Below are 24,240 nucleotides of genomic sequence, written 5' to 3'. Positions count from 1 at the left end.
GTGGCCATTATAGGGGCTGACGATTGGGACAATAGTCAGCGGTAGTTGTTCTGAATCTTTCGAAGTAGGACAATTGCCGGCTTCACGTCACCACCAGCGACCTTGAATGGCCTTCCTTGCACTCGGTATTAACCACAAGACTGCTTCAGTAGACGTCCGCGAGCGCGTGGCCTTTACCCCTGAGCAGCTGGTGGAGGCCTTGCAGCAGCTCTGCCGACTGACCGACAGCCGCGAAGCCGCGATCCTCTCCACCTGCAATCGCAGTGAGCTTTATATAGAACAGGATCAGCTCTCGGCCGATGTCGTGCTGCGCTGGCTGGCCGATTATCACCATCTGAGCTTGGACGAGCTGCGCGCCAGTGCCTATGTGCATGAAGACGATGCGGCTGTTCGTCACATGATGCGCGTCGCCTCCGGGCTTGACTCGCTGGTGCTGGGCGAACCGCAGATTCTCGGTCAGATGAAATCGGCCTACGCCGTGGCCCGCGAGGCCGGCACCATCGGCCCGCTGCTGGGCCGGCTGTTTCAGGCGACCTTTAATGCCGCCAAGCAAGTGCGTACCGATACCGCGATCGGCGAGAATCCGGTGTCGGTGGCGTTTGCCGCAGTGAGCCTGGCGAAACAGATTTTCAGCGATCTGCAACGCAGCCAGGCGCTGCTGATCGGTGCCGGCGAGACGATTACGCTGGTCGCGCGCCATTTGCATGAGCTGGGAGTCAAGCGCATCGTCGTTGCCAACCGCACGCTGGAGCGCGCCAGCCAGTTGGCCGAGCAGTTCGGCGCTCATGCGGTGCTGCTCTCGGACATTCCGGCGGAGCTGGTGCGCAGCGATATCGTCATCAGTTCGACCGCCAGCCAGTTACCGATCTTGGGCAAGGGCGCGGTGGAAAGTGCGCTGAAGCTGCGCAAGCACAAGCCGATTTTCATGGTCGACATTGCCGTACCGCGCGATATCGAGCCTGAAGTCGGCGAGTTGGACGACGTTTACCTGTACAGCGTCGACGATCTCCACGAAGTGGTCGCCGAGAACCTCAAGAGCCGTCAGGGCGCTGCGCAAGCGGCGGAGGAAATGGTCTCGGTCGGCGCCGACGATTTCATGGTGCGCCTGCGCGAACTGGCGGCAGTCGATGTGCTCAAGGCCTATCGTCAACAGAGCGAACGCTTGCGTGACGAGGAATTGCAGAAGGCCCTGCGTCTGCTGGCCAACGGCGGCAACGCCGAAGACGTGCTCGGGCAACTGGCCCGTGGCCTGACCAACAAACTCTTGCATGCGCCCAGCGTGCAGTTGAAAAAGCTGTCTGCCGAAGGCCGCCTCGATGCGCTGGCCATGGCCCAGGAACTCTTTGCCCTTGAGGGCTCACCGGATAGTTTTTCGGATAAAAAACCGCAATGAAAGCGTCACTGCTCAACAAGCTGGACATTCTCCAGGACCGTTTCGAGGAACTGACCGCGCTGCTCGGCGACGGTGAAGTCATTGCCGATCAGGCCAAATTCCGCGCCTATTCCAAGGAGTACGCCGAACTCGAGCCGGTAGTGGCCGCCTATAAAAAGCTGCTCGGCGTACAAAGCGATCTTGAAGGCGCGCAGGCGCTGCTCAAGGACAACGACCCGGACATGCGCGAAATGGCCGTGGAAGAAGTTCGCGAAGCCAAGGAGTTGCTGGTCACCCTGGAATCCGATCTGCAGCGCATGCTGCTGCCTAAAGATCCGAATGACGGGCGCAACGTGTTCCTCGAAATTCGCGCCGGCACCGGTGGCGACGAGGCGGCGATCTTCTCCGGCGACCTGTTCCGCATGTACTCGCGTTATGCCGAGCGGCGTGGCTGGCGCGTCGAGATCCTCTCGGAAAACGAAGGCGAACACGGTGGCTATAAAGAAGTCATCGCGCGCATCGAAGGCGACAACGTTTACGGCAAGTTGAAATTCGAATCCGGCGCACACCGCGTCCAGCGCGTACCGGCCACCGAATCCCAGGGCCGGATCCACACCTCGGCCTGCACCGTGGCGGTATTGCCCGAGCCGGACGAGCGCGAAGCCATCGAGATCAACCCGGCGGATCTGCGTGTCGACACTTACCGTTCCTCCGGGGCCGGTGGTCAGCACGTCAACACCACCGATTCGGCGATCCGCATTACCCACATCCCGACCGGCACCGTCGTCGAGTGTCAGGAAGAACGTTCCCAGCACAAGAACCGTGCCCGGGCGATGGCGTGGCTGTCGGCGAAACTCAACGATCAGCAGAACGCAGCGGCGGCCAACGCGATTGCCAGTGAGCGCAAGTTGCTGGTCGGCTCCGGTGATCGATCCGAGCGTATCCGCACCTACAACTACGCCCAGGGCCGGGTCACCGACCATCGCGTCAACCTGACCCTGTATTCCCTGGATGAAATTCTCGCCGGTGGCGTCGAAGCCGTGATCGAGCCGCTGCTGGCCGAATATCAGGCTGACCAACTCGCAGCGATAGGTGAATAAATGACCATCATCGCCAGCCTGTTGCGCGCTGCCGAGTTGCCGGACTCGCCGACTGCACGTCTGGACGCTGAATTGCTCCTGGCCGCCGCACTGGGCAAGTCGCGCAGCTTCCTGCACACCTGGCCCGAGCGCATCGTGCCGAGCGAGGCTGCGCTGACCTTTGCCGAGTACTTGCAACGGCGGCGCAGCGGTGAACCGGTAGCTTATATTCTCGGCCAGCAGGGCTTCTGGAAACTCGATCTGGAAGTCGCGCCGCACACGCTGATTCCGCGTCCCGACACCGAATTGCTGGTGGAGGCAGCCCTTGAGCTGCTGCCGGCAACTCCGGCCAAGGTTCTTGATCTGGGCACCGGCAGTGGCGCGATTGCTTTGGCCTTGGCCAGCGAGCGCCCGGCGTGGAAAGTCACCGCCGTGGATCGCGTGCTCGAAGCCGTGGCCCTGGCCGAGCGCAACCGCCAGCGTCTGCACTTGAACAACGCTAAGGTGCTGAGCAGCCATTGGTTCAGCGCCCTTGAGGGCCAGCGCTTTCAACTGATCATCAGCAACCCGCCGTACATTGCCGCCGCCGATCCGCATCTGGTCGAAGGCGATGTACGCTTCGAACCGGCCAGTGCGCTGGTCGCCGGTGAAGATGGCCTCGATGATCTGCGCCTGATTGTTGCGCAGGCGCCGGATCATCTTGAAACCGGCGGCTGGCTGATGCTCGAACACGGCTATGATCAGGCCGAAGCCGTGCGTGATCTGCTGCTCACTCGTGGCTTTGAAGAAGTCCACAGCCGCACCGATCTGGGCGGCCATCAACGCATCAGTCTGGGGCGCCTGCCGTGCTGAATGATCAGGAATTGCTGCGCTACAGCCGGCAGATTCTGCTGCAACACATCGACATCGACGGGCAGCTGAAGCTCAAAGACAGCCGCGTGCTGATCGTTGGCCTCGGCGGCCTCGGCGCGCCAGTGGCGCTGTATCTGGCAGCAGCGGGCGTCGGCGAATTGCATCTGGCGGATTTCGACACGGTCGATCTGACCAACCTGCAACGGCAGATCATTCACGACACCGACAGTGTCGGCATGTCCAAGGTCGACTCGGCGCTCAAGCGCCTGGGCGCGATCAATCCCGAAATTCAACTGGTCGCCCATCGTCAGGCGCTGGACGACGATTCCCTCGCCGCAGCGGTGGCGGCGGTGGATCTGGTGCTCGATTGCTCGGACAACTTCTCTACCCGTGAGGCAGTCAACGCCGCCTGTGTTGCCGCGCGCAAGCCCTTGGTCAGCGGTGCGGCGATTCGTCTGGAAGGGCAGCTGTCGGTGTTCGATCCACGGCGTGGCGAGAGCCCTTGCTACCACTGCCTATACGGACACGGCAGCGAAGCCGAACTGACCTGCAGCGAGGCCGGCGTGGTCGGGCCGCTGGTCGGTCTGGTCGGCAGCTTGCAGGCGCTGGAAGCGTTGAAACTGCTGGTCGGCTTTGGCGAGCCATTGGTGGGGCGTTTGTTGCTGATCGACGCTCTGGGTTCGCGCTTCCGTGAGCTGCGGGTCAAGCGCGATCCGGGCTGCAGCGTCTGTGGCGCCCGCCATGCGTGAAGCGCCGATCGGCGTGTTCGATTCCGGGGTCGGCGGCTTGTCGGTCCTCGGCGAAATCCAGCGCTTGCTGCCTAACGAGTCGCTGCTTTATGTCGCCGATTGCGGGCACATTCCTTACGGCGAGAAAACCCCGGAATTCATCCGCCAGCGTTGCAGTGCGATGGCAGGATTTTTTCGCGAGCAGGGTGCCAAGGCTTTGGTGCTGGCGTGCAATACCGCGACCGTGGCCGGTGTTGCCGACTTGCGTCGCGACTTTCCCGACTGGCCGATTGTCGGCATGGAACCGGCGGTCAAACCGGCCGCAGCGGCCACGCGAAGCGGCGTGGTTGGCGTCCTGGCCACGACCGGCACATTGCAGAGCGCAAAGTTTGCCGCGTTGCTGGATCGTTTCGCGGCTGACATAAAAGTCATCACCCAGCCCTGTCCGGGACTGGTCGAACTGATCGAAACGGGTGAACTGCACAGCGCCGAATTACGCGCTTTATTGCAAGGTTACGTCGCTCCATTGCTCGCGCAAAACTGCGACACAATCATTCTTGGCTGCACCCATTATCCCTTCCTCAAGCCGTTACTCAGGTCGATGATCGCCGACGATGTCAGCCTGATCGATACCGGAGCTGCCGTGGCCCGGCAGTTGCAGCGCTTGCTCGCCGAGCGTGATCTGCTGGCGCAACGTCCGAGCCATCCGGTGAAGTTCTGGACCAGCGGCGATCCGCAATCCCTCAGAAAAATCCTACCGTTGCTGGGCCAAACTGCGTCGAATGTGCAAAACTTCGACTTGTAAAAAAAATGTGAAATAACTAAAAAAACGCTGAACTTCTGACCAAGCGCGGATTTCTATAGCGACAGCAGCAACTAAAAACCAAACGATCGTTCCGGAAAAGGAAGTTTCAAAGTGAAGCGACTATTCTGCTTGGCCGCGATTGCGGCCGCACTGATGGGGCAAAGCATTTCTGCACAAGCCGCTGGCGTTGAATTCGCCGTCGGCGGTACCAGCGATTCGACAATGACGTATCGCTTAGGCATGAATTTCGACTGGGACAAGAGCTGGCTGCAGAGCGACGTCGGTCGCCTGACTGGCTACTGGAGCGGTGCCTACACGTACTGGGAAGGTGACAAGACTTCCAGCAACAACAGCCTGTCGTTCTCGCCTGTATTCGTTTACGAGTTTGCCGGTCAGTCGGTCAAACCGTACGTTGAAGCGGGTATCGGCGCGGCGTTCTTCTCCAACACCGAATATGAGAGCAACAAGCTGGGCGGGTCCTTCCAGTTCGAAGACCGCATCGGTGTCGGCCTGCGCTTCAACGGCGGCCACGAAGTCGGCATCCGCGCCACGCACTACTCCAACGCCGGCCTGTCCAGCGACAACGATGGTGTAGAAAGCTACGCGCTGCATTACACAATGCCGCTGTAACACGCCGCTACGCGGAACCGACGTGGGAGCGAGCCTGCTTGCGAAAGCTGAGTGTCAGTCAATTCAAATGGTGGCTGACACACCGCCTTCGCAAGCAGGCTCGCTCCCACAGTTGTTTCTGCGTTGTCAAAGAAATCAGCGGTAGGCTGTCGCAATACCCCGGCGCTCTTCGATGCACTCCGGCGCGCCCATTTCAAACTCGCGGCAAATCAGCGGGCGTCGTTCATAGATCGTGCACATCATGCTGTCGCGATCCAGCGCCGCGCACCAGCCGTCGTCCAGACGCAGCATCACTTCACCGCCCCATTCATCGGTATCGATAAAGCGATCAGGCACGCCGGTGTCGGTGATCAGCATCACTTCGAGCTGGCAGCAGCACGCCGCACAGGTCGAGCAGGTGACCGCCGGTTCGGCAATTTGGGTGTGGGGGATGGTTTTCATCGTGGCAGTGTAAGGCAGTGATCGCCGTGGGTGTGAAAGCGCTGACGGACGCTCACGGCGCCAGACGCCGCGCCATCAAATGCAGCAGTGGGAACAAGCCTGCCCAGAGCAGCCCGATAACGATCAGCGTCGCCGCCTCGCCATAGGGAAATTGCACGCCCGCCAGGCGTCCGCCAGCGTAGTACGACAGTGCGCCGCCCACCGCGCCAAGTGCGCTGGCCAGCCACCATGGCCGCGCGCTCCAGGCCAGGCAGTGGCGCAACGTGGTGGCGAGCAGCGCCCAGAGCAGCATCAGCCACAGCGGAATCAGCGGTGAGGCGTCTGCAAAGCGGAACACGTCGAGGTAACGTAGGACACTGTCCACCGCCGTGCCGACAATCACTATGCACAGAATCAAACGACCTTCCGCCGCCCAACTGCTGATCCAGCGCAGATGAATCACCAGCGCCGCCACCGCCAGCAACAGCCACAAACTGTTGCCGCCGAGCACGCAGGCCAGCCAGCCGAGCTGAAACAGCACGGCATTGGCGATTCGCTCACGCATCGAAGCGCCCGAGCAACGGCGCGGTCATCGCCGCCGGTTTGGCCAGCAGCAATTGCGCGGTGCCGATGGTGCGTTCGAGGAATCCGCCCTCGCAGTAGCACAGATAGAACTCCCACAAACGCAGGAAATAATCGTCGTAGCCCAGTTCGCTCAGGCGACCGTGGGCGAGGCGAAAGTTCTCGTGCCACAGGCGCAGTGTCTTGGCGTAATGCAGGCCGAAATCCTCCATGTGCAGCAGGTTCATGTCGGTTTCGCGGCTGACCACATCGAGCATCTTGTGCACCGAGGGCAGTGCGCCGCCGGGGAAGATGTAGCGCTGGATAAAGTCGACGCTGCGCTTGGCCTGTTCGTAGCGTTGCTCGCGAATGGTGATCGCCTGGAGCAGCATCAGGCCGTTGCTCTTGAGCAAGTGCGCGCATTGCTTGAAGTAGGTCGGCAGGAACCGATGGCCGACCGCTTCGATCATCTCGATCGACACCAGTTTGTCGTACTCGCCGCTGAGGTCGCGGTAGTCCTTGAGCAGCAGGGTGACGCGATCCTGCAAGCCGAGTTGTTCGATGCGCTTGGCAGTGAACGCGAACTGCTCTTTCGACAGCGTCGTAGTGGTCACGCGGCAACCGTAATGCTGCGCTGCGTACAGGGCCATGCTGCCCCAACCGGTGCCGATTTCCAGCAGGTGGTCGCTGGGCTTGAGCGCGAGTTTCTGGCAGATGCGTTCAAGTTTGTTCAATTGCGCCTGTTCCAGGGTGTCGCTCGGCGAAAGGAACTGGGCGGCGGAATACATCATGGTCGGGTCGAGAAACTGTTCGAACAGTTCATTGCCGAGGTCGTAGTGCGCGGCGATGTTTTTCTGCGAACCCTTGCGCGTGTTGCGATTGAGCCAGTGCAGCCCTTGTACGAAGGGCCGGCCCAGACGCGCCAAGCCACCTTCCATGGCATCGAGTACATCGAGATTGCTGACGAACACGCGCACCACAGCAGTCAGGTCCGGCGAACTCCAATAGCCGTGGATGAATGCTTCGCCGGCGCCGATCGAGCCGCTGCTGGCGACCATGCCCCACAGGGCCGGGTCGAGTACATGGACTTCGCCGAGCAGAGCACTGCCCGGGGTGCCGAAAAGCATTTGTTCGCCATCCTCGACGACCATCAATTGTCCGTGTTTGAGCTGGGCCAATTGGCGCAACACGCCACGGCGCAGCAGCGAGCCGGTCAAACCGTTGGTGCTGAAGCGACCGAGCGGCAGGCTAGAGGATTTCATGGTGCGGCTCCTTCGGAGGCACAGTGGCGGTTTTAAAGCTGCCGTCGGCAGCCTGGTGAGGGAAGATCGGCGCGCGCTTGAGCAGCAGTCGCAGTGCTTGCCAATAAATCGCCAGAGCGGTTTTTGCGGTCATCCACGGAAAGCGCCGCAGGTAGCGATGCAGGCTGCGACGATCGAGCGGTTCACGGCGCAGATTGAGCGTGGCGTCGAACAGTTTCTCGTTGCCCTGCCAATCGGCCATGTGCACGCCAAGGCTTTGCGCAGCGGGGCTGAAGCTCATGCGGTATTCGAGGTCGCGGGGCAGAAACGGCGAGACGTGAAACGCCTTGGCCACAGCGAAATGCTGATGGAAATCCACCAGGCTGGTCGGCGTCTGCGCCGGCAGCACATAGTGATAACGCTCGCGCCACGGCGTGTTGGTCACTTCACAAACGATCGCCGCCAGTTGCCCGTCGGCTTCATGGCAGTAGAAGAAACTCACCGGATTGAACGACAGCCCCCAACTGCGCGGCTGGGTCAGCAGGCACACCGCGCCTTGTGGCTCATGACCGATGGCTGCGCCGACCTGCTGACGCACGGCGTCGATCAGGCGCATGCCCTTGCCGGTGAAGGCTTTCAGGTAATCGGTTTCGCGAAACGAGAGCGGCGCAAAGCGGCTGCGCCCGGCCAGTGGCGACAGCGCCAGCACGGCGTCCTGTTCGCTCAGGTCGAGATAGAGCAAACCGATGCGATAGCGGAATTCGTGGCGGCGCGGCGAAAAACGTCGGTGGCCGATGACGCCGTTGTACAGAGCGCTGTTCACAGGGTTTCACCGAACGCGGCGGCTACGCGCAGCCCGCTGACCACGCCATCTTCATGAAAGCCGTTGGCCCAGTAGGCGCCGCAATAATGCGTGTGCTGCTCGCCATCGAGTTCGCCCCAACGGTTTTGCGCGGCCGCTGCGGCGAGGGTGTATTGCGGGTGGGCGTAGGTATAGCGGGCCAGCACTTTATCCGGGCTGATGCCGGCAGTCTGGTTGAGGCTGACGCAGAACGTGGTGTCGCTCTCGATGCCCTGCAGGATGTTCATGTTGTAGGTGACCGCCGCGCGGGTATGGCCGGCGCCGCCGAGGCGATAGTTCCAGCTGGCCCAGGCCAGTTTGCGCGTTGGCAGCAGGCGCGTGTCGGTGTGGAGCACGACGTCGTTGTCGGCGTAGAGCAGGGCACCGAGAATCGAACGCTCGGCGTCGCTCGGGTTGGCCAGCAGGTTCAGCGCCTGATCGCTGTGACAGGCGAACACCACTTTGTCGAAATGTTCGAGGCCGGCCGGGCTGTGGATAACTACGCCGTGCTGGTTGCGCTCGACGCGCTTGACCGGGCAGTTCAGACGAATCCTGTCGCTGAATGAAGCAGTCAGCGGCGCCACATAGGCACTGGAACCGCCTTCAATGACCTGCCACTGCGGACGATCGCTGACTGAGAGCAGGCCATGATTCTTGAAGAAACGCAGGAAGAATTGCAGCGGGAAATTGAGCATTTCCGCCATCGGCATCGACCAGATCGCCGCGCCCATCGGCACGATGTAATGCAGTATGAAACGCTCGCTGTAGCCGCCAGCCTTGAGGTAATCGTCGAGGGTGGTGTCGGCGGCGATGCGCAGTTCGATCAGGTCGCGCTGCGCTTCTTTGTTGAAGCGCAGAATGTCGCGCAGCATGCCCCAGAACCCCGGCGACAACAGATTGCTGCGCTGGGCGAACAGGCTGTTGAGGTTGTTGCCGTTGTACTCCACGCCAGTGTCCGGGTCGGTTACCGAAAAGCTCATTTCGGTCGGCTTGAACGCCACGCCGAGCTGGTTGAGCAAGCGAATGAAGTTCGGGTAGGTCCAGTCGTTGAACACGATGAAACCGGTATCGATGGCGAACGATTGCCCGGCCACGCTGACCGGTACGGTGTGGGTATGGCCGCCGACCCAGTCACTCGCTTCGAACACAGTGATGTCGTGGCGGCGGTTCAGCAGGTAGGCGCAGGTGAGCCCGGCGATACCGCTGCCAATTACGGCGATTTTCATATCGGGTCCCGCTGCGGAGGGTTCTTGCGCACCATGCGTTTGCCGATCGCCAGTTGCGCGCGAGCGGGCAGTTTCGACAGCGGCCACAGCGCGGCCATGAACAGCCCCGGGAAGGCAATTTCCAGCGGACGGTCCTTGAGTTTGGCGAAGATGTGCCGCGCCGCTTTATCCGCAGGCCAGCTCAGCGGCATCGGGAAATCGTTCCTTTCGGTCAGCGGCGTTTCGACAAAACCCGGGCTGATGATGGTGACTTCAATGCCTTCATCCGCCAGATCGATGCGCAGCGATTCGAACAGGTAACGCAGCCCGGCCTTCGACGCGCCATAGGCCTCGGCCCGTGGCAGTGGCAGGTAAGTCACCGAGCTGGCCATGCCGACCAGATGCGGCGCGGTGCCTTTGCGCAACAGCGGCAGGGCGGCTTCGATGCAATAGCTGCTGGCGAGCAGATTGGTGCGCACCACGTGCTCGATGATCGACGAATCGAACTGGCGCGCGTCGACATATTCACAGGTGCCGGCGTTGAGAATCACGCTGTCCAGCGACCCCCAGGCCTCGGCGATCTGCTCACCGATTTCGCGCACGGTCTGACTGTTGGTCAGATCGCCGGGCACCACCAGCACCTGGCCCGGATAACGCTGGGACAAAACCTTGAGCGGCGCGGCCGAGCGCGAGCTGACCGCCAGGTGCGCGCCGCTTTTCAGAATGTCCTCACACAATGCTGCGCCGATGCCACTGCTGGCGCCGGTCAACCAATACCGCCGTGGAGGTGTACGACTCATCCCATTCTCCTTTTCAGCCAGGCAATCGCCCGGCCCAATATTGGCAAGTGTTCATACAGCAGCGCCCCGGCATCGAAATAATCCCGATGGCGATAAACCTTGTCGCGCCAGAGCAGGTGCGAACAGCCACCGACCCTGATTTCCCGGCCCTTGGCCAGGCGCGGATGGCGATAACTCATGACCCAGCGCAGGTAACCCTCACCTTCGCGGATCTGGTCGAAACCATGAAAATCGAAGCGCAGATCGCTGACGTTGGCGTACAGCTCACTGAAGTAATCCTGCAGTTGTGCCAGGCCCTGAACTTCGTGCAGCGGATCGGTGAAATGAATGTCGTCGCTGTACAGCTCACCGAGGCGATACAGGTTGTCTTTGTTCAACCCGGAAAACTCGCGGGCGAAGCTGCGCAGGAATTCACTCATCGCTGCCGCCCACAGGCTGGCGCGACGGCAGGTTCTTGAACGCCGTCAGCGCACGCTCGCGTGAAGTGCTGAGGTTAACGATCGGCGCCGGATAATCGGCCACGCCGAACAGCCCTCCGGCTGCCGCCGGATTGTGCACTTCCTTCTTGTTGAGCCCGGCCAGTTCCGGCAACCAGTGCTTGATGAACACGCCTTCGGCATCGAATTTTTCCGACTGGCTCAGCGGGTTGAAGATACGGAAGTACGGCGCCGAGTCGGTGCCGGTCGACGAGCTCCACTGCCAGCCACCGTTGTTGGCCGCCAGGTCGCCGTCGATCAGGTGGCGCATGAAAAAGCGTTCGCCCTCGCGCCAGTCGATCAGCAGGTTTTTGGTCAGGAACATCGCCACGACCATGCGCAGGCGATTGTGCATCCAGCCGGTTTCCAGCAATTGGCGCATCGCCGCGTCGATGATCGGCAGTCCGGTGCGTGCCTCCTGCCAGGCCTTGAGCTCTTCCGGCGCATCGCGCCAGGCCAGCGCCTCGGTTTCCGGGCGGAAGGCGCGATGCCGGGAGACGCGTGGATAGCCGACCAGAATGTGTTTATAGAACTCGCGCCACAGCAGCTCGTTGATCCAGGTCACCGCGCCGACCTTGCCGCTTTCGAACTCGCCCTGATTGCTTTGCAGTGCAGCGTGCAGGCACTGGCGTGGCGAGATCACCCCGGCGGCGAGGTACGCCGACAATTGGCTGGTGCCGGGTTTGGCCGGGAAGTCGCGTTCGCTGCGGTAATAATCGATCTGCGCGTCGGTGAAGGTGTCGAGGCGGCGCCGCGCCTCTTGCTCGCCGGCCGGCCACAAGGCGCGCAGGGATTCGCTCGGCGTGGCGAAGCCTTTGACCGCCTCGGGAATTGCATCGCTGGCGATATCCAGCGCGGCCTGCTTGCCGGGTGCCTTGACCAGTGCCGGCATCGAGCGATGCAGGCGTTCGTAGCAGACTTTGCGAAACTGACTGAACACCTGGAAGTAGGTGCCGGTCTTGGTCAGCACTGTGCCGGGTTTGAACAGCAACTGATCCAAGTAACTGTGGAATTCGATGCCTTCGGCTCGCAACGTTTCGGCCACGGCTTCATCACGACGGCTTTCGTGAACGCCGTATTCCTCGTTGACGTGCACCGCCTCGATCTTCAAATGCCGGCACAGCTTGAGCAGTTCTGCTGGCGCCTGATCCCAGTGCGGCGCGCTGCGAATCAACAGCGGAATGTTCAGCGCGCCGAGGCTCTGGCTCAGTTCGCGCAAATTGCGTAGCCAGAAATCCACTTTGCACGGCGCATCGTCGTGCTCCAGCCATTGCTGCGGACTCAACAGATACACTGCCACAGTCGGGCCGCGCGCTGCGGCGGCCGCGAGGGCGGTGTTGTCATGTTGGCGCAAGTCGCTGCGCAGCCAGATCAGTTGCATGTGATTAAACCCATCATCAAATCAATCCGCGCTCGAGCAGCGCCTGGTGTGCGGCAAGCGGATCTTCAGCCAGGAACAGATCGGCAGTCTGGGCGGTGCGTGCGGACAACTCGGTGTGGTGAATGTGCACCGTGGGGCCAGCAATCAAGGTCGGGCAATTGACGTTCGCCAACAGCTTGGGCAGCTGCGCCAGTTGCATGGCTTTGCTCGAATACAGCAGCACGCCACGGGCTTGCAGATGCTCGACGGTCAGCGCCAGTTCACCGGCCGGCAGTGGCCAGTCGAACACTTGCACCGGGCAATCGGCACTGCTGATCAGCCATGCGCACAGCCACAGATGTGGCTCCAGCGGCAGGTCGGAATGATTGATCAACAGCAGCGGCGCCGAATGCAGCTGGCGGTTGTTATGGTAGATGCGTGCGCCGAATTTGCTGCGCAACCAGGAAAAGAAAAACGTCCGTTCCATCTGTGCGCCGAACTGGCCCTGCCAGCGCTGTTCGAGCTCGGCCAGCAGCGGCATCAGCAATTGCTCGCACAACGTCCGTGGCGGATACAAGGCGATGGCCTGGTTGACGCTGTCATCCAGCGCGCGCTCATTGAGCGAGGTGACCGCTGACAACAACGTCTGATGCAGACGCTGCCAATCGTTTTCCACGGTTTCCGTGAAGGCCTGCGGCGCATCGAGCAGTGGCTTGACCTGGCTGACCGCAACGCCACGGTTGAGCCAAGTGAGGATGGCCATGATTCGCTGCACATGTTCAGCGCTATACAGTCGATGGCCCTTGGGCGTGCGCTGGGGCACCACCAGGCCGTAGCGACGTTCCCACGCGCGCAGGGTGATGGCGTTGACGCCGGTCTGCCGCGCGACTTCGCGAATCGGCAACCAGCCCTCGTCGAGGGCTTTCTTGAAGTCGGCGCCGAGGTCTTCCCGGGCGCTGCTGTCGGTTTTATCGTTCATTAGATCGCGTTTCGCAGACTGAGGTTTTCCGGATGCGGCTGCAGGTAAACCTGCTGCGCGATGTACGGGTCCGGATGGAGTCGAAAATGGTGTTTGAGCAGCGTCAACGGCACCACCAGCGGCACGATGCCCTGGCGGTACTGGCCGATGATCTGCTGCATTTCCTGTTTGTCTTCGGCGCTCAGCGATTGTTTCAAATAACCGCTGAGGTGCAGCAGCACGTTGCAATGGGTGCCGCGCGTGGCGCATTTCTTCAGCGCGGCCATCAGCTCGCTGAAGTAGCGCGGGCCGAGCTCGGCGGGATCGCTGTCAGCCATGTTGCCGAGCATCTTGCCGAGGTTTTTGTATTGCAGCGGGTTGTGCGCCATCAGCAGGTACTTGTAGCGCGAATGGAATTCTGTGAGGGCGCGGCGGCTCAGGCCCTCGGCGAGCACTTGCTGCCAGGCGCTGTAGGCCAGGACGCGGGTGATGAAGTTTTCCCGCAGCACCGGATCGTTGAGGCGCCCGGCTTCTTCCACCGGCAGATCCGGATGCTGTGCACAGAATGCCTGCGCATAGATGCCGCGTCCGCCACCGTTCACTGGCGCGCCATTGTCGTGATAGACCTTGACCCGTTCCAGCCCGCAGGAGGGCGACTGCTGCATGAAGATGTAGCCGGACAGGTCCTGCAACTCGGCGGCCATTTTCTCGCCGTATTCGGCCAGCGGCCTGGTGACGTTGATGGTCCGGTCGACGGTGCCGACGGCCTCGGGTTGTTCAGGGTCGCCGACCAGCCGAATCGGCTCACGGGGAATGCCCATGCCGATGGCGACTTCCGGGCACAGCGGGACGAAATCGAAATATTCGGTGAGGGTACGGCTGCATAGCCGCGATTCCTTGTGCCCACCGTTGTAGCGCACTTCTTCGCCCAACAGACAGGCGCTGATGGCGATCTTCGGCTTGGACAGGGAAGCAGTAGACATGAGCACCTCGAATCTATACCTGTACAGAGAGTTATCTCTGTACAACTTTTCCTCAGCATAGATCGATGGATGTACAAGTCAAATGATTTGTATAAGATTTTTGTGCGGCGTTGATCTGTGGGAGCGAGCCTGCTCGCGAAAGCGGTGGGTCAGTAAAGGAATTTGTATCTGATACAGCGCTTTCGCGAGCAGGCTCGCCACCACAAGGGAAATCTATTTCCAGCCGAGTAACCAGAGTTTGCTGTCTTTCAGCACCTGCCAATCCAGCCGCTCGCTACGCTGGGTCAGCACCGCCTGCAATTCAACTTCCAGCACCGTACCTTCCTCGTCGCGGATCAGTTCGGTGACCAGAAAATGTTTTTCGCGATTTTGCGGATGGGCTGCTGTCCACTTCGACAGCAGCAATTTGCGCGGATTGATGCGATTCATTGCAGGTGTTCGTGCAAGCGACGTGCAGCCTCCTGACCACTGAGCCAAGCGCCTTCAACGCGGCCCGACAGGCACCAGTCGCCACAGGCGTACAGGCCCAGATCGACATCAGCCAGTGTGGTCCATTCATGGCCGGTAGCGGGGCGGGCGTAGAGCCAGCGGTGGGCGAGGCTGAAGGTCGGCGCAGGCATGGCGCTGTGCAGCAGTTCGGCGAAAGCACCGTGCAGATGCTCGATTACTGCTTCCTTGGAGAGGTCGATGTGTTGCCGGCTCCAGGCGCTGGTTGCATGCAGCACCCACGTGTCGAGAGTGCTGTCGCGCCCGGGTTTGCTACGGTTGCGCGCCAGCCAGTCGAGCGGGCTGTCCTGTACGAAGCAGCCTTCGATTGGCGTATCCAGCGGGGTTTCGAAGGCGAGAGCGACGGCCCAGGTCGGCTCCATTTTCACCCCGGCAGCGACGCCGGCAAGTTTCGGCGCGGCGGCCAGCAGCGCGGTGGCTTGCGGTGCCGGTGTGGCGATCACCACATGGCTGAAGGGGCCGTGGGTGCAGCCGTCGGCGTCCTGCAGATGCCAGTGCTCTTCGCCGCGATAGACCTCGGTGATGCGGCAGGCAAACTGCACGTCCAGGCCATCGAGCAGGCCGCGGGTGATGGCGCTCATGCGCGGCGTGCCGACCCAGCGGGTCTGCTCGTCCGGCGACATGTTCAGTTGGCCGCCCTGGAAGGTGTACAGCTGCGGCGCCCACTCGGCGGCCCAGCCCTGGCTCTGCCAGCGCTGCACTTCGGTGACGAAGCGCCGGTCACGCGCGGTGAAGTATTGAGCGCCCAGGTCCAGCGAGCCGGCGTCGCTGCGCTTGCTCGACATGCGCCCGCCGCTGCCGCGGCTTTTATCGAACAGTTGAACGGTATGCCCGGTCTCTGTCAGAGCCTGAGCGGCGGAGAGCCCGGCGATGCCGGTGCCGATGATTGCGATAGGTACAGTCATAGGGGCCTCGTTTACCTTTCTGTACAGACTACGCCGTCGATCAAACCTGTACAATTCTGTTTTTTGGTATAACTTCTAGCGTTCTCGTTCTGACAGCTTGGCCTATTGTTAAACCATAGAGCCTGCCCGATCGAAAAGATCCCTGCCTATAAAAATAGACTAGTGATCCGGGTTAAACGCCACGCGAGGAAGATGTCATGCACATATTGCTGACCGGCGGTACTGGTTTGATCGGACGTCAGCTCTGCCGGCACTGGCTGGAGCAGGGCCATCGGCTGACGGTGTGGAGTCGCCGCGCGGAAAAAGTCGCGCAGATCTGCGGCGCGCAAGTGCGCGGAATTTCGCGTCTGGAGGACCTCGGCGAAGAGCCGCTGGATGCGATCGTCAATCTCGCCGGCGCGCCGATTGCCGACCGCCCCTGGACCCATCGACGCAAGGCGTTGCTGTGGAGCAGCCGCATCACCCTGACGGAAACGCTGCTGGCGTGGCTGGAAACTCGCGCGCAGAAACCGTCGCTGCTGATTTCCGGCTCGGCGATCGGCTGGTACGGCGACGGTGGTGAGCGTGAGCTGACAGAGCAATCGCCGCCCGGCATCGACGACTTCGCCAGTCAGTTGTGTATCGCCTGGGAAGAGACCGCGCTGCGTGCCGAGAACCTCGGCATCCGCGTGGTGCTGGTGCGAACCGGTCTGGTGCTGTCGGCTGAGGGCGGCTTTTTGTCGCGGCTGTTGCTGCCGTTCAAGCTCGGGCTGGGTGGGCCTTTGGGCAATGGTCGGCAGTGGATGCCGTGGATTCACATCGACGATCAAATCGCCCTGATTGATTTTCTTCTGCACCGGAATCAGGCCAGCGGTCCTTATAATGCCTGCGCGCCGAAACCTGTGCGCAACCGCGAATTTGCCAAGACCCTGGGCAGTGTGTTGCACCGCCCGGCGTTCATGCCGATGCCGACCCTGGCGCTGAAAGTCATGCTCGGCGAGCTGTCACTGTTATTGCTCGGCGGCCAGCGTGCGACGCCGGCACGCTTGCTCGAAGCGGGGTTCAGCTTCCGCTTTACGGATTTACGCGCGGCTCTGGATGATCTCTCCAGCCGCCTCTGAAATAGGACGTTGCATGACCGATCACGCTTTGCTTCTGGTCAATCTGGGCTCTCCGGCCTCCACCTCGGTGGCCGATGTGCGCAGCTACCTCAATCAATTTCTGATGGACCCCTACGTGATCGACCTGCCATGGCCGCTGCGGCGGTTGCTGGTGTCGCTGATCCTGATCAAGCGTCCCGAGCAATCGGCACATGCCTATGCCTCTATCTGGTGGGAAGAGGGCTCGCCGCTGGTAGTGCTCAGCCGCCGCTTGCAGGAGCAGATGACCCGGACTTGGAAACACGGCCCGGTGGATCTGGCGATGCGTTATGGCGAGCCGTCGATCGAAACCTGTCTGCTGCGTCTGGTCAAAGCGGGACATAAGAAGATCACGCTGGCGCCGTTGTATCCGCAATTCGCCGACAGCACCACGACCACCGTGATCGAAGAAGCCCGACGCGTGCTACGCGAGAAGAAGCTCGATGTGCAGTTGTCGATCCTGCAACCGTTCTACGATCAGCCGGAATACATCGAAGCACTGGCCGCCAGTGCGCGTCCGCATCTGCAGCAGGATTACGATCATCTGCTGCTGAGCTTTCACGGCTTGCCGGAGCGGCATCTGAGCAAGCTCGATCCGACGGGCAACCACTGCCTCAAAGGCGCCGATTGCTGCCAGACCGCCTCGCCGGCGGTATTGGCGACCTGTTATCGCGCGCAGTGTTTCCGTACCGCCGCCGCCTTCGCCAAAAGCATGGGCCTGCCGGACGGCAAATGGTCGGTGTCGTTTCAGTCGCGCCTGGGCCGGGCGAAATGGATCGAGCCGTATACCGAAGCGCGGCTGGATGAACTGGCCAAAAGCGGGGTGAAAAAGATTCTGGTGATGTGCCCGGCGTTCGTCGCCGATTGCATCGAGACGCTGGAAGAGATCGGCGATCGCGGCAAGGAACAGTTCCGCGAAGCGGGGGGCGAGGAGTTGCTGCTGGTGCCGTGCCTGAACGACGACCCGCAATGGGCCAAGGCGTTGGCCACGCTCTGCGAAAGAGCGCCGCTGGCCCTCTGAGCAAGCCCGCTCACACAGTGATCGTTCCCACGCTCTGCGTGGGAATGCAGCCCGTGACGCTCCGCGTCACTGGACGCGGAGCGTCCCTTGAGGCATCCCCACGCGGAGCGTGGGAACGATCATTGCGGGGGGTTAAATCAGCGGCTCATCCGCCTTCTTCTGCTTCCAGCCATCATTGCCCGGCAGGATCAGGTTCAGCGCAATCGCCACCACCGCGCACAGCGCGATGCCTTTGAGGCCGAAGTCATCAGGACCGGTGCCGGTGCCGACCAGCACGCCGCCGATACCGAACACCAGCGTCACCGAAACAATCACCAGGTTGCGCGCTTCGCCCAAGTCGATCTTGTGGCGGATCAGGGTGTTCATGCCCACCGCTGCGATCGAACCGAACAGCAAGCACAGAATCCCGCCCATCACCGGCACCGGAATGCTCTGCAGCAGCGCGCCGAATTTGCCGATGAACGCTAGGGTGATGGCGAAGATCGCCGCCCAGGTCATGATTTTCGGGTTGTAGTTCTTGGTCAGCATCACCGCGCCAGTCACTTCGGCGTAAGTGGTGTTGGGCGGGCCACCGAACAGGCCGGCGGCGGTGGTGGCGATGCCGTCACCGAGCAGGGTGCGATGCAGGCCCGGCTTCTTCAGGTAATCGCGACCGGTCACGCTACCCACGGCAATCACGCCGCCGATGTGTTCGATCGCCGGGGCCAGCGCCACCGGAACGATGAACAGAATCGCCTGCCAGTTGAACTCGGGCGCGGTGAAGTGCGGCAGAGCGAACCATGGCGCTGCAGCAATTTTCGCTGTGTCGACCACGCCGAAATAGAACGACATGGCAAAACCCACCAGCACCCCGGAAATGATCGGCACCAGACGGAAGATGCCTTTGCCGAAGACCGCCACGATCAGCGTGGTCAGCAGCGCCGGCATGGAAATCATCATCGCCGTCTGATAGTGGATCAGTTCAGTGCCGTCACCGGCCTTGCCCATCGCCATGTTCGCGGCAATCGGCGCCATGGCCAGGCCGATGGAGATGATCACCGGACCAATCACCACCGGTGGCAGCAGACGGTCAATGAAGCCGGTGCCTTTGATCTTCACGGCGAGGCCGAGGAAGGTGTAGACGAAACCGGCCGCCATCACCCCGCCCATGGTCGCGGCGAGGCCGAACTGGCCCTTGGCGAGAATGATCGGCGTGATGAAAGCGAAGCTCGACGCCAGGAACACCGGCACCTGACGCCCGGTGACGATCTGGAACAGGATCGTCCCCAGACCTGCGGTGAACAGTGCCACGTTCGGGTCCAGGCCGGTGATCAGCGGCATCAGCACCAAGGCGCCGAAGGCCACGAACAGCATCTGCGCACCGGACAGCACCGTGCGCCAGAGCGGATCGTTGAACTCTTGCTGCATGGTTACGCGTCCTTCTGCTTGGTGCCGAAGATCTTGTCACCAGCATCGCCAAGCCCAGGAATGATGTAGCCGTGCTCGTTCAAACGTTCATCGATGGACGCGGTGTAGATGGTCACGTCCGGGTGCGCCTTTTCTACGGCAGCAATGCCTTCCGGCGCGGCGACCAGGACCATGGCGCGGATGTCGCGGCAACCGGCCTTTTTCAGCAGGTCGATGGTGGCGACCATGGAGCTGCCGGTGGCGAGCATCGGGTCGATGATCATCGCCAGACGCTCGTCGATTTCCGGTACCAGTTTTTCCAGATAGGTGTGCGCTTGCAGGGTTTCTTCGTTGCGGGCAACGCCCACGGCGGAGACCTTGGCGCCCGGGATCAGGCTGAGCACGCCTTCGAGCATGCCGATGCCGGCACGCAGGATCGGCACGACGGTGATCTTCTTGCCGGCGATCTTCTCCACCGACACGGTGCCGCACCAGCCGGCAATGTCGTAGGATTCGAGCGGCAGATCTTTTGTAGCTTCATAGGTCAACAGGGCGCCGACTTCCTGAGCGAGCTCGCGGAAATTCTTGGTGCTGATGTCAGCGCGGCGCATCAGGCCGAGTTTATGACGGATCAGCGGATGGCGGATCTCGAGGATGGGCATGGGAAAGGCTCCGGCGGCGGGCAAAAAAACCGGCCTAGATTAATCTATCCGAGGGTGATGTCCTATAGGACATTCTGTACGTTAGTCCATAAGAGCTTGATTCGACCTCGCGGGATGCGTACCTTTGCCCGCTTTTCCAATTCCGCCAACCCCCTGGAGAGCGCCATGTCCGCTGATCTCGAGCATATCCGTCAAATCATGCGAGAGGCTGACTGCCTGTACACCGAGTCTGAAGTCGAGGCGGCCATCGCCCGCGTCGGTGCACAAATCAACGAGCAACTGGCTGACAGCAACCCGGTGGTGTTCTGCGTGATGAACGGCGGCCTGATCTTCTCCGGCAAACTGCTGACGCATCTGCAATTCCCGCTGGAAGCGTCCTACCTGCACGCGACCCGTTATCGCAACGAAACCAGCGGCGGCGACCTGTTCTGGAAAGCCAAGCCGGAAGTCTCGTTCATCGACCGCGACGTGCTGATCATCGACGACATCCTCGACGAAGGTCATACCCTGGGCGCGATCATCGACTTCTGCAAACACGCCGGCGCACGCAAAGTGCACACCGCCGTGCTGATCGACAAGGACCACGACCGCAAGGCACGTCCTGACCTGAAAGCCGATTTCGTCGGCCTGCCGTGCATCGACCGCTACATCTTCGGTTATGGCATGGACTACAAAGGCTACTGGCGCAACGCCAACGGGATTTACGCCGTTAAAGGCATGTAATCCGCGCCTCAATCTAAATGTGGGAGCGAGCTTGCTCGCGAAAGCGGTGTATCGGTCGACATCTGTTTTGAATGTCAGTCCGCCTTCGCGAGCAGGCTCGCTCCCACAGTTGTTTTTGTGTGTGCTGATCCTTGCGCGACAGCCATGCTAGAGTGCTCGGCCCCGCCCCCGGAGCCTGTCATGCGCCTCTTGATCTGCAGTCTCGCCGCCCTGTTGCTGTCTCTCAGCCTGCCGCTGTCCGCCGCGCCGATGCACAGCCAGTTCCTGCCGCCGGACGATCTGACCCTGCGCGACGCTGAACCCGAGCAGCAGCAACTGCTGCAGGTCAGCGAGTATTCGGTGGTGGTCGGTGCGCAGCGCCAGTCCAATCAGCAGCCGATTCCGGTCACCTCATCCTTGTTGATCCGCCTCAAAGGCAAATCGCTGAACAAGGGCGCGAGCATTTCTCAGGTGCTGGTGAGTTTCGACGGCGAAAGCAAAAGCCTGAAAAAGCCGGCCTACGATGACAAAAGCAAAACCCTGACGCTGTTCTATCCGCTCGCTCAGTACCGCGTGGTGATGGATCTGCTGCGCAACGACACGGTGTATGTGCAGTTCCTCAGTTATGCCAACGGCCATATCTGGGCCGATTTGCACACCGGGGCGATTCGTCCGCGTTGAGCCGGGCGGTCGGGCAGGGGTAAACTGCCCGCCCCGTGTCATGTCTGCGAGCTGGAGTCGGCAATGCGTAAAGATAAGAAACAAGTGATTGGTGACGAGATCGGCGATGAGCAGATCAAGCTGTTCCTCGATTTTGAGCCGGTCGACGCCACTTCGCCGTCGCTGCACAAACTGATCAAGGCCTATCGCGGTTTGCGCATCGATGATTTCGAGCGCTTTCTGGGCTTCTTCGTTGCGGCGGGTTTCGACGTGGATGGTAAGGACGCGCAGGGCAAGACTTTTGTGGAGCTGATCAAGGATCAGCGTAACGCCGCTGAGTACATCGAATTGATCGACAAGGCTCGCAGCTGAGGCCACCTCACTACAAAGGTTTGTAAGCCAGGATTATTGGTTCTTGCCTGGCCATAAAAAAACGCCCCGCACTCAACGAGTACGGGGCGTTTTTTATGCCGCAAGATCAAGCGAAGCTTGGTGTCTCGCTGCTTTCTTCAACCAGTTCCAGGGCGATGTTGTTCTGCGTGTTGATCTTGCGATACAGCGCAGCATCGGTTTCCAGAACCTTTTCACGGGCCGGGAAGATTTCCGCCAGTTTGGTGGCCCACTCGCCGGACGCCTTGGCCGGGAAGCACTTCTCGATCAGCTCGAGCATGATCGAAACGGTCACCGACGCACCTGGCGATGCGCCGAGCAGGGCAGCGAGAGAGCCGTCTTTCGCTGCGACCAGTTCGGTACCGAACTGCAGGATGCCGCCCTTTTTCGGGTCCTTCTTGATGATCTGCACCCGTTGGCCGGCCACTTCCAGGCGCCAGTCTTCGGCTTTCGCCTGCGGGTAGAAACGGCGCAGGGATTCCAGACGCTGTTCCATCGACTGCATCACTTCGCTGACCAGGTACTTGGTCAGGTCCATGTTGTTTTTCGCCACCGCCAGCATCGGCCCGATGTTGCCGGCGCGCACCGACATCGGCAGGTCCATGAAGGAGCCATGCTTGAGGAACTTGGTGGTGAAACCGGCGTATGGCCCGAACAGCAGGGATTTCTTGCCGTCGACGACGCGAGTGTCGAGGTGCGGCACCGACATCGGTGGCGAACCCACGGCCGCCTGGCTGTAGACCTTGGCCTGGTGGTGCTTGACCACTTCCGGGTTGTCGCAACGCAGCCACTGGCCACTGATCGGGAAGCCGCCGAAGCCTTTGCTTTCTTCGATGCCCGAAGCCTGCAGCAACGGCAGGGCCGCGCCACCGGCACCGAGGAAGACAAACTTTGCGTCGACTTCGCGGGTGTTGCCGTTGTTGACGTCCTTGATGCTGACGGTCCAGCCGGCGCCGTTACGCTTGAGGCCGGTCACGCGCTTGCAGTATTTGACCTGGGTGTCCGGAGCACTGCTCAGGTGCTTGAGCAACTGATTGGTCAGGGCGCCGAAGTTGACGTCGGTGCCGTTCATCACGCGGGTGGCGGCGAGGACTTCGTCGGGCGAGCGGCCCGGCATCATCAGCGGCATCCACTCGGCCATCTTGCCCTTGTCTTCGGTGTACTCCATGTCGGCAAACGCGTGGTGCTTGCTCAGAACATTGAAGCGTTCCTTGAGGAACGACACACCGCTCTCGCCCTGAACGAAACTCAGGTGCGGAACCGGGCTGATGAAGGATTTGCACGAGCCGAACGTGCCTTTTTTGGTCAGGTACGACCAGAACTGCTTCGACACCTCGAACTGGGTGTTGATGTGCACGGCTTTCTTGATGTCGACGCTGCCATCGGCAGCCTGCGGGGTGTAGTTCAGCTCGCACAGGCCGGCGTGACCGGTACCGGCGTTGTTCCACGGATTGGAACTCTCGGCGGCGCCGGAATCCATCAGCTCGACGACTTCCAGCTTGATCGCGGGGTCGAGCTCTTTGAGCAGTACGGCCAGGGTGGCACTCATGATGCCGGCCCCTACCAGAACTACGTCGACTGCTTCGTTATGCGCCATTTAACGCGTCTCCCAAATCTGCAGCACCAAATTGTCGGCATGGCTGCCAGGCGTTCCAGGGCAGGTCAGTGGGCCCGGGCTATCCGTGGTCAGGTGGGCCATGTCCGAATCTTCGCAATTTTTCGCAACTTCGACGGATGCGTGCGGCCTGGTTTCAAGCGTTCCATGAACGCATTTTCACGCAGGGCTGGCAATTCGACTTATGGTCGAGTCATCCGTTTTCGTGCAACCAAATCCGTAGCGGACAGGCTTCAGGCTCCGATGTTCGAGGTATACCCGGTCCTGTGTCGTTGGGCTGTTTCAGACGCTAATGGTGCATGTTCAGACGCAAAACTATTCATTTGCTCGCCACACTCTTGTGAAGTTGTGAAAACCCGTTTTTTTCACGCTCTTTTGAAGACGTGAACCTCAAAAAAGGGCTGCCTTGGCCTGGCACCTGCCCGCTAGGGCAAAACAACGCGGTGGCCGAGCGAATGACAGCTCTGCAGATTCGCGAAAAGCGGGTTTTTGCCGGAAGAACAGGCAAGCGCGCCAACTTCACTCGATCTGTGTGGGCGGCTCTCTGTGGGCGATTTTGATGTCGATGCATGCGCACTGACGCTGTTGCGGGGCCCGATCAGGAGACGTCCTTATAATCGGGGGGAGATTGTAGCGAAGAAATGCGCGCAGTTGCTCGTGTTTAATGACTTTTATTAGGCATCCGGTCAGATGCTCAACTGCACCTGACCCCGTGCGCGCATTTGTCGCGGTACGACCCGGGCGCTGGCGGGCAGCGGCTGGTTCAACCAGGTCAGGCGGATTTCTTCAATTTCCACCCAGCCGTCGCCCATCGGTTGCAGGCTGCACTGCTTGAAAGCCTGGCAACGGCCGTTGCGGTCGAGCAGGGCGAAGCTGCGATGCAGCGGGCGTGGGGCGAACAGCGAGATCAGATAACGCATGGCAGAGTTCCTTGAAAGAGGACTGCTTTGAAGCTTGTCGGCA

The 24,240-nt window shown here is 61.0% G+C and carries 27 protein-coding genes; 11 read left to right on the top strand and 16 right to left on the bottom strand.

Annotated features, from left to right (window positions below; translation table 11 throughout):
- Nucleotides 1-106: 106 nt before the first annotated feature.
- From hemA to OK411_RS23520, 6 genes are all read left to right on the top strand, one after another.
- A complete protein-coding gene (gene hemA / locus OK411_RS23545) occupies nt 107-1,393 on the top strand; it encodes a glutamyl-tRNA reductase (RefSeq protein ID WP_016773209.1) in 1,287 nt (428 codons plus the stop codon).
- Nucleotides 1,390-2,472 (top strand): peptide chain release factor 1, encoded by a 1,083-nt coding sequence (gene prfA, locus OK411_RS23540; RefSeq protein WP_016773210.1) that lies wholly within the window; start codon nt 1,390-1,392, stop codon nt 2,470-2,472. Before hemA ends, prfA begins: the two co-directional genes overlap by 4 nt.
- Nucleotides 2,473-3,303, top strand: a complete 831-nt coding sequence (prmC, locus tag OK411_RS23535; protein ID WP_264365756.1) for a peptide chain release factor N(5)-glutamine methyltransferase — start codon at nt 2,473-2,475, stop codon at nt 3,301-3,303.
- A complete protein-coding gene (locus OK411_RS23530) occupies nt 3,297-4,052 on the top strand; it encodes a molybdopterin-synthase adenylyltransferase MoeB (RefSeq protein ID WP_264365755.1) in 756 nt (251 codons plus the stop codon). The genes prmC and OK411_RS23530 overlap by 7 nt, the downstream gene beginning before the upstream one ends.
- Nucleotides 4,045-4,836, top strand: coding sequence for a glutamate racemase (murI, locus tag OK411_RS23525; protein WP_264365754.1), 792 nt, complete (start codon nt 4,045-4,047; stop codon nt 4,834-4,836). The genes OK411_RS23530 and murI overlap by 8 nt, the downstream gene beginning before the upstream one ends.
- 111 nt (nt 4,837-4,947) lie before the next feature.
- The gene (locus OK411_RS23520; RefSeq protein ID WP_122507863.1) at nt 4,948-5,466 is read left to right on the top strand and encodes an acyloxyacyl hydrolase; all 519 of its coding nucleotides are present in this window, start codon (nt 4,948-4,950) and stop codon (nt 5,464-5,466) included.
- A gap of 135 nt (nt 5,467-5,601) precedes the next feature.
- On the opposite strand, the gene OK411_RS23515 is transcribed toward OK411_RS23520, so the two are convergent.
- The 12 genes from OK411_RS23515 to OK411_RS23460 form a co-directional block, all read right to left on the bottom strand.
- The gene (locus OK411_RS23515) at nt 5,602-5,907 is read right to left on the bottom strand and encodes a YkgJ family cysteine cluster protein (RefSeq protein ID WP_024014290.1); all 306 of its coding nucleotides are present in this window, start codon (nt 5,905-5,907) and stop codon (nt 5,602-5,604) included.
- 52 nt (nt 5,908-5,959) lie between these two features.
- The gene (locus OK411_RS23510) at nt 5,960-6,451 is read right to left on the bottom strand and encodes a DUF2878 domain-containing protein (RefSeq protein ID WP_136492717.1); all 492 of its coding nucleotides are present in this window, start codon (nt 6,449-6,451) and stop codon (nt 5,960-5,962) included.
- The gene (locus OK411_RS23505; RefSeq protein WP_024014288.1) at nt 6,444-7,709 is read right to left on the bottom strand and encodes an SAM-dependent methyltransferase; all 1,266 of its coding nucleotides are present in this window, start codon (nt 7,707-7,709) and stop codon (nt 6,444-6,446) included. The genes OK411_RS23510 and OK411_RS23505 overlap by 8 nt, the downstream gene beginning before the upstream one ends.
- Nucleotides 7,696-8,511, bottom strand: coding sequence for a DUF1365 domain-containing protein (locus OK411_RS23500; protein ID WP_136492718.1), 816 nt, complete (start codon nt 8,509-8,511; stop codon nt 7,696-7,698). The genes OK411_RS23505 and OK411_RS23500 overlap by 14 nt, the downstream gene beginning before the upstream one ends.
- On the bottom strand, nt 8,508-9,755 hold the full coding sequence (locus tag OK411_RS23495) for an NAD(P)/FAD-dependent oxidoreductase (protein ID WP_136492719.1): 1,248 nt from the start codon (nt 9,753-9,755) through the stop codon (nt 8,508-8,510). The genes OK411_RS23500 and OK411_RS23495 overlap by 4 nt, the downstream gene beginning before the upstream one ends.
- Complete coding sequence (locus OK411_RS23490; protein ID WP_016773219.1) at nt 9,752-10,534, bottom strand: SDR family NAD(P)-dependent oxidoreductase; 783 nt, start codon at nt 10,532-10,534, stop codon at nt 9,752-9,754. The genes OK411_RS23495 and OK411_RS23490 overlap by 4 nt, the downstream gene beginning before the upstream one ends.
- The gene (locus OK411_RS23485) at nt 10,531-10,953 is read right to left on the bottom strand and encodes a nuclear transport factor 2 family protein (RefSeq protein ID WP_016773220.1); all 423 of its coding nucleotides are present in this window, start codon (nt 10,951-10,953) and stop codon (nt 10,531-10,533) included. Before OK411_RS23485 ends, OK411_RS23490 begins: the two co-directional genes overlap by 4 nt.
- Nucleotides 10,946-12,391 carry a deoxyribodipyrimidine photo-lyase gene (phrB, locus tag OK411_RS23480; protein WP_136492720.1) on the bottom strand — a complete coding sequence of 482 codons (1,446 nt, stop codon included), beginning with the start codon at nt 12,389-12,391 and terminating at the stop codon, nt 10,946-10,948. The genes OK411_RS23485 and phrB overlap by 8 nt, the downstream gene beginning before the upstream one ends.
- Nucleotides 12,392-12,407: 16 nt before the next feature.
- Nucleotides 12,408-13,349, bottom strand: a complete 942-nt coding sequence (locus OK411_RS23475) for a MerR family transcriptional regulator (protein ID WP_016773222.1) — start codon at nt 13,347-13,349, stop codon at nt 12,408-12,410.
- Nucleotides 13,349-14,311 carry a YbgA family protein gene (locus OK411_RS23470; RefSeq protein ID WP_041479992.1) on the bottom strand — a complete coding sequence of 321 codons (963 nt, stop codon included), beginning with the start codon at nt 14,309-14,311 and terminating at the stop codon, nt 13,349-13,351. The genes OK411_RS23475 and OK411_RS23470 overlap by 1 nt, the downstream gene beginning before the upstream one ends.
- A gap of 213 nt (nt 14,312-14,524) precedes the next feature.
- On the bottom strand, nt 14,525-14,740 hold the full coding sequence (locus OK411_RS23465; RefSeq protein ID WP_016773224.1) for a TIGR02450 family Trp-rich protein: 216 nt from the start codon (nt 14,738-14,740) through the stop codon (nt 14,525-14,527).
- Complete coding sequence (locus OK411_RS23460) at nt 14,737-15,723, bottom strand: NAD(P)/FAD-dependent oxidoreductase (protein ID WP_024014282.1); 987 nt, start codon at nt 15,721-15,723, stop codon at nt 14,737-14,739. Before OK411_RS23460 ends, OK411_RS23465 begins: the two co-directional genes overlap by 4 nt.
- A gap of 197 nt (nt 15,724-15,920) precedes the next feature.
- On the opposite strand from OK411_RS23460, the gene OK411_RS23455 reads away from it, so the two are divergent.
- Nucleotides 15,921-16,823: a TIGR01777 family oxidoreductase gene (locus OK411_RS23455; RefSeq protein WP_110646160.1), complete on the top strand. Its 903-nt coding sequence runs from the start codon at nt 15,921-15,923 to the stop codon at nt 16,821-16,823.
- Between the two features lie 13 nt (nt 16,824-16,836).
- A complete protein-coding gene (hemH, locus tag OK411_RS23450) occupies nt 16,837-17,862 on the top strand; it encodes a ferrochelatase (protein WP_136492721.1) in 1,026 nt (341 codons plus the stop codon).
- Nucleotides 17,863-17,994: 132 nt separating this feature from the next.
- On the opposite strand, the gene OK411_RS23445 is transcribed toward hemH, so the two are convergent.
- Nucleotides 17,995-19,269 carry a uracil-xanthine permease family protein gene (locus OK411_RS23445; RefSeq protein WP_016773229.1) on the bottom strand — a complete coding sequence of 425 codons (1,275 nt, stop codon included), beginning with the start codon at nt 19,267-19,269 and terminating at the stop codon, nt 17,995-17,997.
- Nucleotides 19,270-19,271: 2 nt separating this feature from the next.
- Nucleotides 19,272-19,910, bottom strand: a complete 639-nt coding sequence (gene upp, locus OK411_RS23440) for a uracil phosphoribosyltransferase (protein WP_090286199.1) — start codon at nt 19,908-19,910, stop codon at nt 19,272-19,274.
- A gap of 165 nt (nt 19,911-20,075) precedes the next feature.
- Here upp and OK411_RS23435 point away from each other — a divergent pair, with 165 nt between their 5' ends.
- From OK411_RS23435 to OK411_RS23425, 3 genes are all read left to right on the top strand, one after another.
- Nucleotides 20,076-20,633, top strand: coding sequence for a hypoxanthine-guanine phosphoribosyltransferase (locus OK411_RS23435; RefSeq protein WP_016773231.1), 558 nt, complete (start codon nt 20,076-20,078; stop codon nt 20,631-20,633).
- A 180-nt stretch (nt 20,634-20,813) separates the two neighbouring features.
- Complete coding sequence (locus OK411_RS23430) at nt 20,814-21,293, top strand: hypothetical protein (RefSeq protein WP_016773232.1); 480 nt, start codon at nt 20,814-20,816, stop codon at nt 21,291-21,293.
- A gap of 63 nt (nt 21,294-21,356) precedes the next feature.
- On the top strand, nt 21,357-21,644 hold the full coding sequence (locus OK411_RS23425; RefSeq protein WP_125917599.1) for a PA4642 family protein: 288 nt from the start codon (nt 21,357-21,359) through the stop codon (nt 21,642-21,644).
- Between the two features lie 106 nt (nt 21,645-21,750).
- Here OK411_RS23425 and mqo read toward each other — a convergent pair whose 3' ends face one another.
- Both mqo and OK411_RS23415 read right to left on the bottom strand, forming a co-directional pair.
- Nucleotides 21,751-23,259, bottom strand: coding sequence for a malate dehydrogenase (quinone) (gene mqo, locus OK411_RS23420; protein WP_056790254.1), 1,509 nt, complete (start codon nt 23,257-23,259; stop codon nt 21,751-21,753).
- A 704-nt stretch (nt 23,260-23,963) separates the two neighbouring features.
- Entirely contained in the window at nt 23,964-24,197 is a 234-nt protein-coding gene (locus OK411_RS23415; RefSeq protein ID WP_016773235.1) for a hypothetical protein, read from the bottom strand.
- Nucleotides 24,198-24,240: the final 43 nt, after the last annotated feature.

Source organism: Pseudomonas sp. RG1 (assembly GCF_025910115.1).
GTDB classification, from domain to species: domain Bacteria; phylum Pseudomonadota; class Gammaproteobacteria; order Pseudomonadales; family Pseudomonadaceae; genus Aquipseudomonas; species Aquipseudomonas atacamensis.
This window is presented reverse-complemented; position numbering and strand designations above follow the sequence as displayed.

What these genes read in the sequence shown, in the direction of transcription:
- OK411_RS23505 (WP_024014288.1), bottom strand. Translation starts at nt 7,709, where the DNA reads ATGAAATCCTCTAGCCTGCCGCTCGGTCGCTTCAGCACCAACGGTTTG.
- OK411_RS23445 (WP_016773229.1), bottom strand. Translation starts at nt 19,269, where the DNA reads ATGCAGCAAGAGTTCAACGATCCGCTCTGGCGCACGGTGCTGTCCGGT.
- OK411_RS23455 (WP_110646160.1), top strand. Translation starts at nt 15,921, where the DNA reads ATGCACATATTGCTGACCGGCGGTACTGGTTTGATCGGACGTCAGCTC.
- hemA (WP_016773209.1), top strand. Translation starts at nt 107, where the DNA reads ATGGCCTTCCTTGCACTCGGTATTAACCACAAGACTGCTTCAGTAGAC.
- mqo (WP_056790254.1), bottom strand. Translation starts at nt 23,259, where the DNA reads ATGGCGCATAACGAAGCAGTCGACGTAGTTCTGGTAGGGGCCGGCATC.
- prmC (WP_264365756.1), top strand. Translation starts at nt 2,473, where the DNA reads ATGACCATCATCGCCAGCCTGTTGCGCGCTGCCGAGTTGCCGGACTCG.
- hemH (WP_136492721.1), top strand. Translation starts at nt 16,837, where the DNA reads ATGACCGATCACGCTTTGCTTCTGGTCAATCTGGGCTCTCCGGCCTCC.
- OK411_RS23515 (WP_024014290.1), bottom strand. Translation starts at nt 5,907, where the DNA reads ATGAAAACCATCCCCCACACCCAAATTGCCGAACCGGCGGTCACCTGC.
- OK411_RS23475 (WP_016773222.1), bottom strand. Translation starts at nt 13,349, where the DNA reads ATGAACGATAAAACCGACAGCAGCGCCCGGGAAGACCTCGGCGCCGAC.
- OK411_RS23490 (WP_016773219.1), bottom strand. Translation starts at nt 10,534, where the DNA reads ATGAGTCGTACACCTCCACGGCGGTATTGGTTGACCGGCGCCAGCAGT.
- OK411_RS23460 (WP_024014282.1), bottom strand. Translation starts at nt 15,723, where the DNA reads ATGACTGTACCTATCGCAATCATCGGCACCGGCATCGCCGGGCTCTCC.
- OK411_RS23485 (WP_016773220.1), bottom strand. Translation starts at nt 10,953, where the DNA reads ATGAGTGAATTCCTGCGCAGCTTCGCCCGCGAGTTTTCCGGGTTGAAC.
- OK411_RS23465 (WP_016773224.1), bottom strand. Translation starts at nt 14,740, where the DNA reads ATGAATCGCATCAATCCGCGCAAATTGCTGCTGTCGAAGTGGACAGCA.
- OK411_RS23510 (WP_136492717.1), bottom strand. Translation starts at nt 6,451, where the DNA reads ATGCGTGAGCGAATCGCCAATGCCGTGCTGTTTCAGCTCGGCTGGCTG.
- OK411_RS23425 (WP_125917599.1), top strand. Translation starts at nt 21,357, where the DNA reads ATGCGTAAAGATAAGAAACAAGTGATTGGTGACGAGATCGGCGATGAG.
- phrB (WP_136492720.1), bottom strand. Translation starts at nt 12,391, where the DNA reads ATGCAACTGATCTGGCTGCGCAGCGACTTGCGCCAACATGACAACACC.
- OK411_RS23415 (WP_016773235.1), bottom strand. Translation starts at nt 24,197, where the DNA reads ATGCGTTATCTGATCTCGCTGTTCGCCCCACGCCCGCTGCATCGCAGC.
- OK411_RS23435 (WP_016773231.1), top strand. Translation starts at nt 20,076, where the DNA reads ATGTCCGCTGATCTCGAGCATATCCGTCAAATCATGCGAGAGGCTGAC.
- OK411_RS23430 (WP_016773232.1), top strand. Translation starts at nt 20,814, where the DNA reads ATGCGCCTCTTGATCTGCAGTCTCGCCGCCCTGTTGCTGTCTCTCAGC.
- prfA (WP_016773210.1), top strand. Translation starts at nt 1,390, where the DNA reads ATGAAAGCGTCACTGCTCAACAAGCTGGACATTCTCCAGGACCGTTTC.
- OK411_RS23495 (WP_136492719.1), bottom strand. Translation starts at nt 9,755, where the DNA reads ATGAAAATCGCCGTAATTGGCAGCGGTATCGCCGGGCTCACCTGCGCC.
- murI (WP_264365754.1), top strand. Translation starts at nt 4,045, where the DNA reads ATGCGTGAAGCGCCGATCGGCGTGTTCGATTCCGGGGTCGGCGGCTTG.
- upp (WP_090286199.1), bottom strand. Translation starts at nt 19,910, where the DNA reads ATGCCCATCCTCGAGATCCGCCATCCGCTGATCCGTCATAAACTCGGC.
- OK411_RS23470 (WP_041479992.1), bottom strand. Translation starts at nt 14,311, where the DNA reads ATGTCTACTGCTTCCCTGTCCAAGCCGAAGATCGCCATCAGCGCCTGT.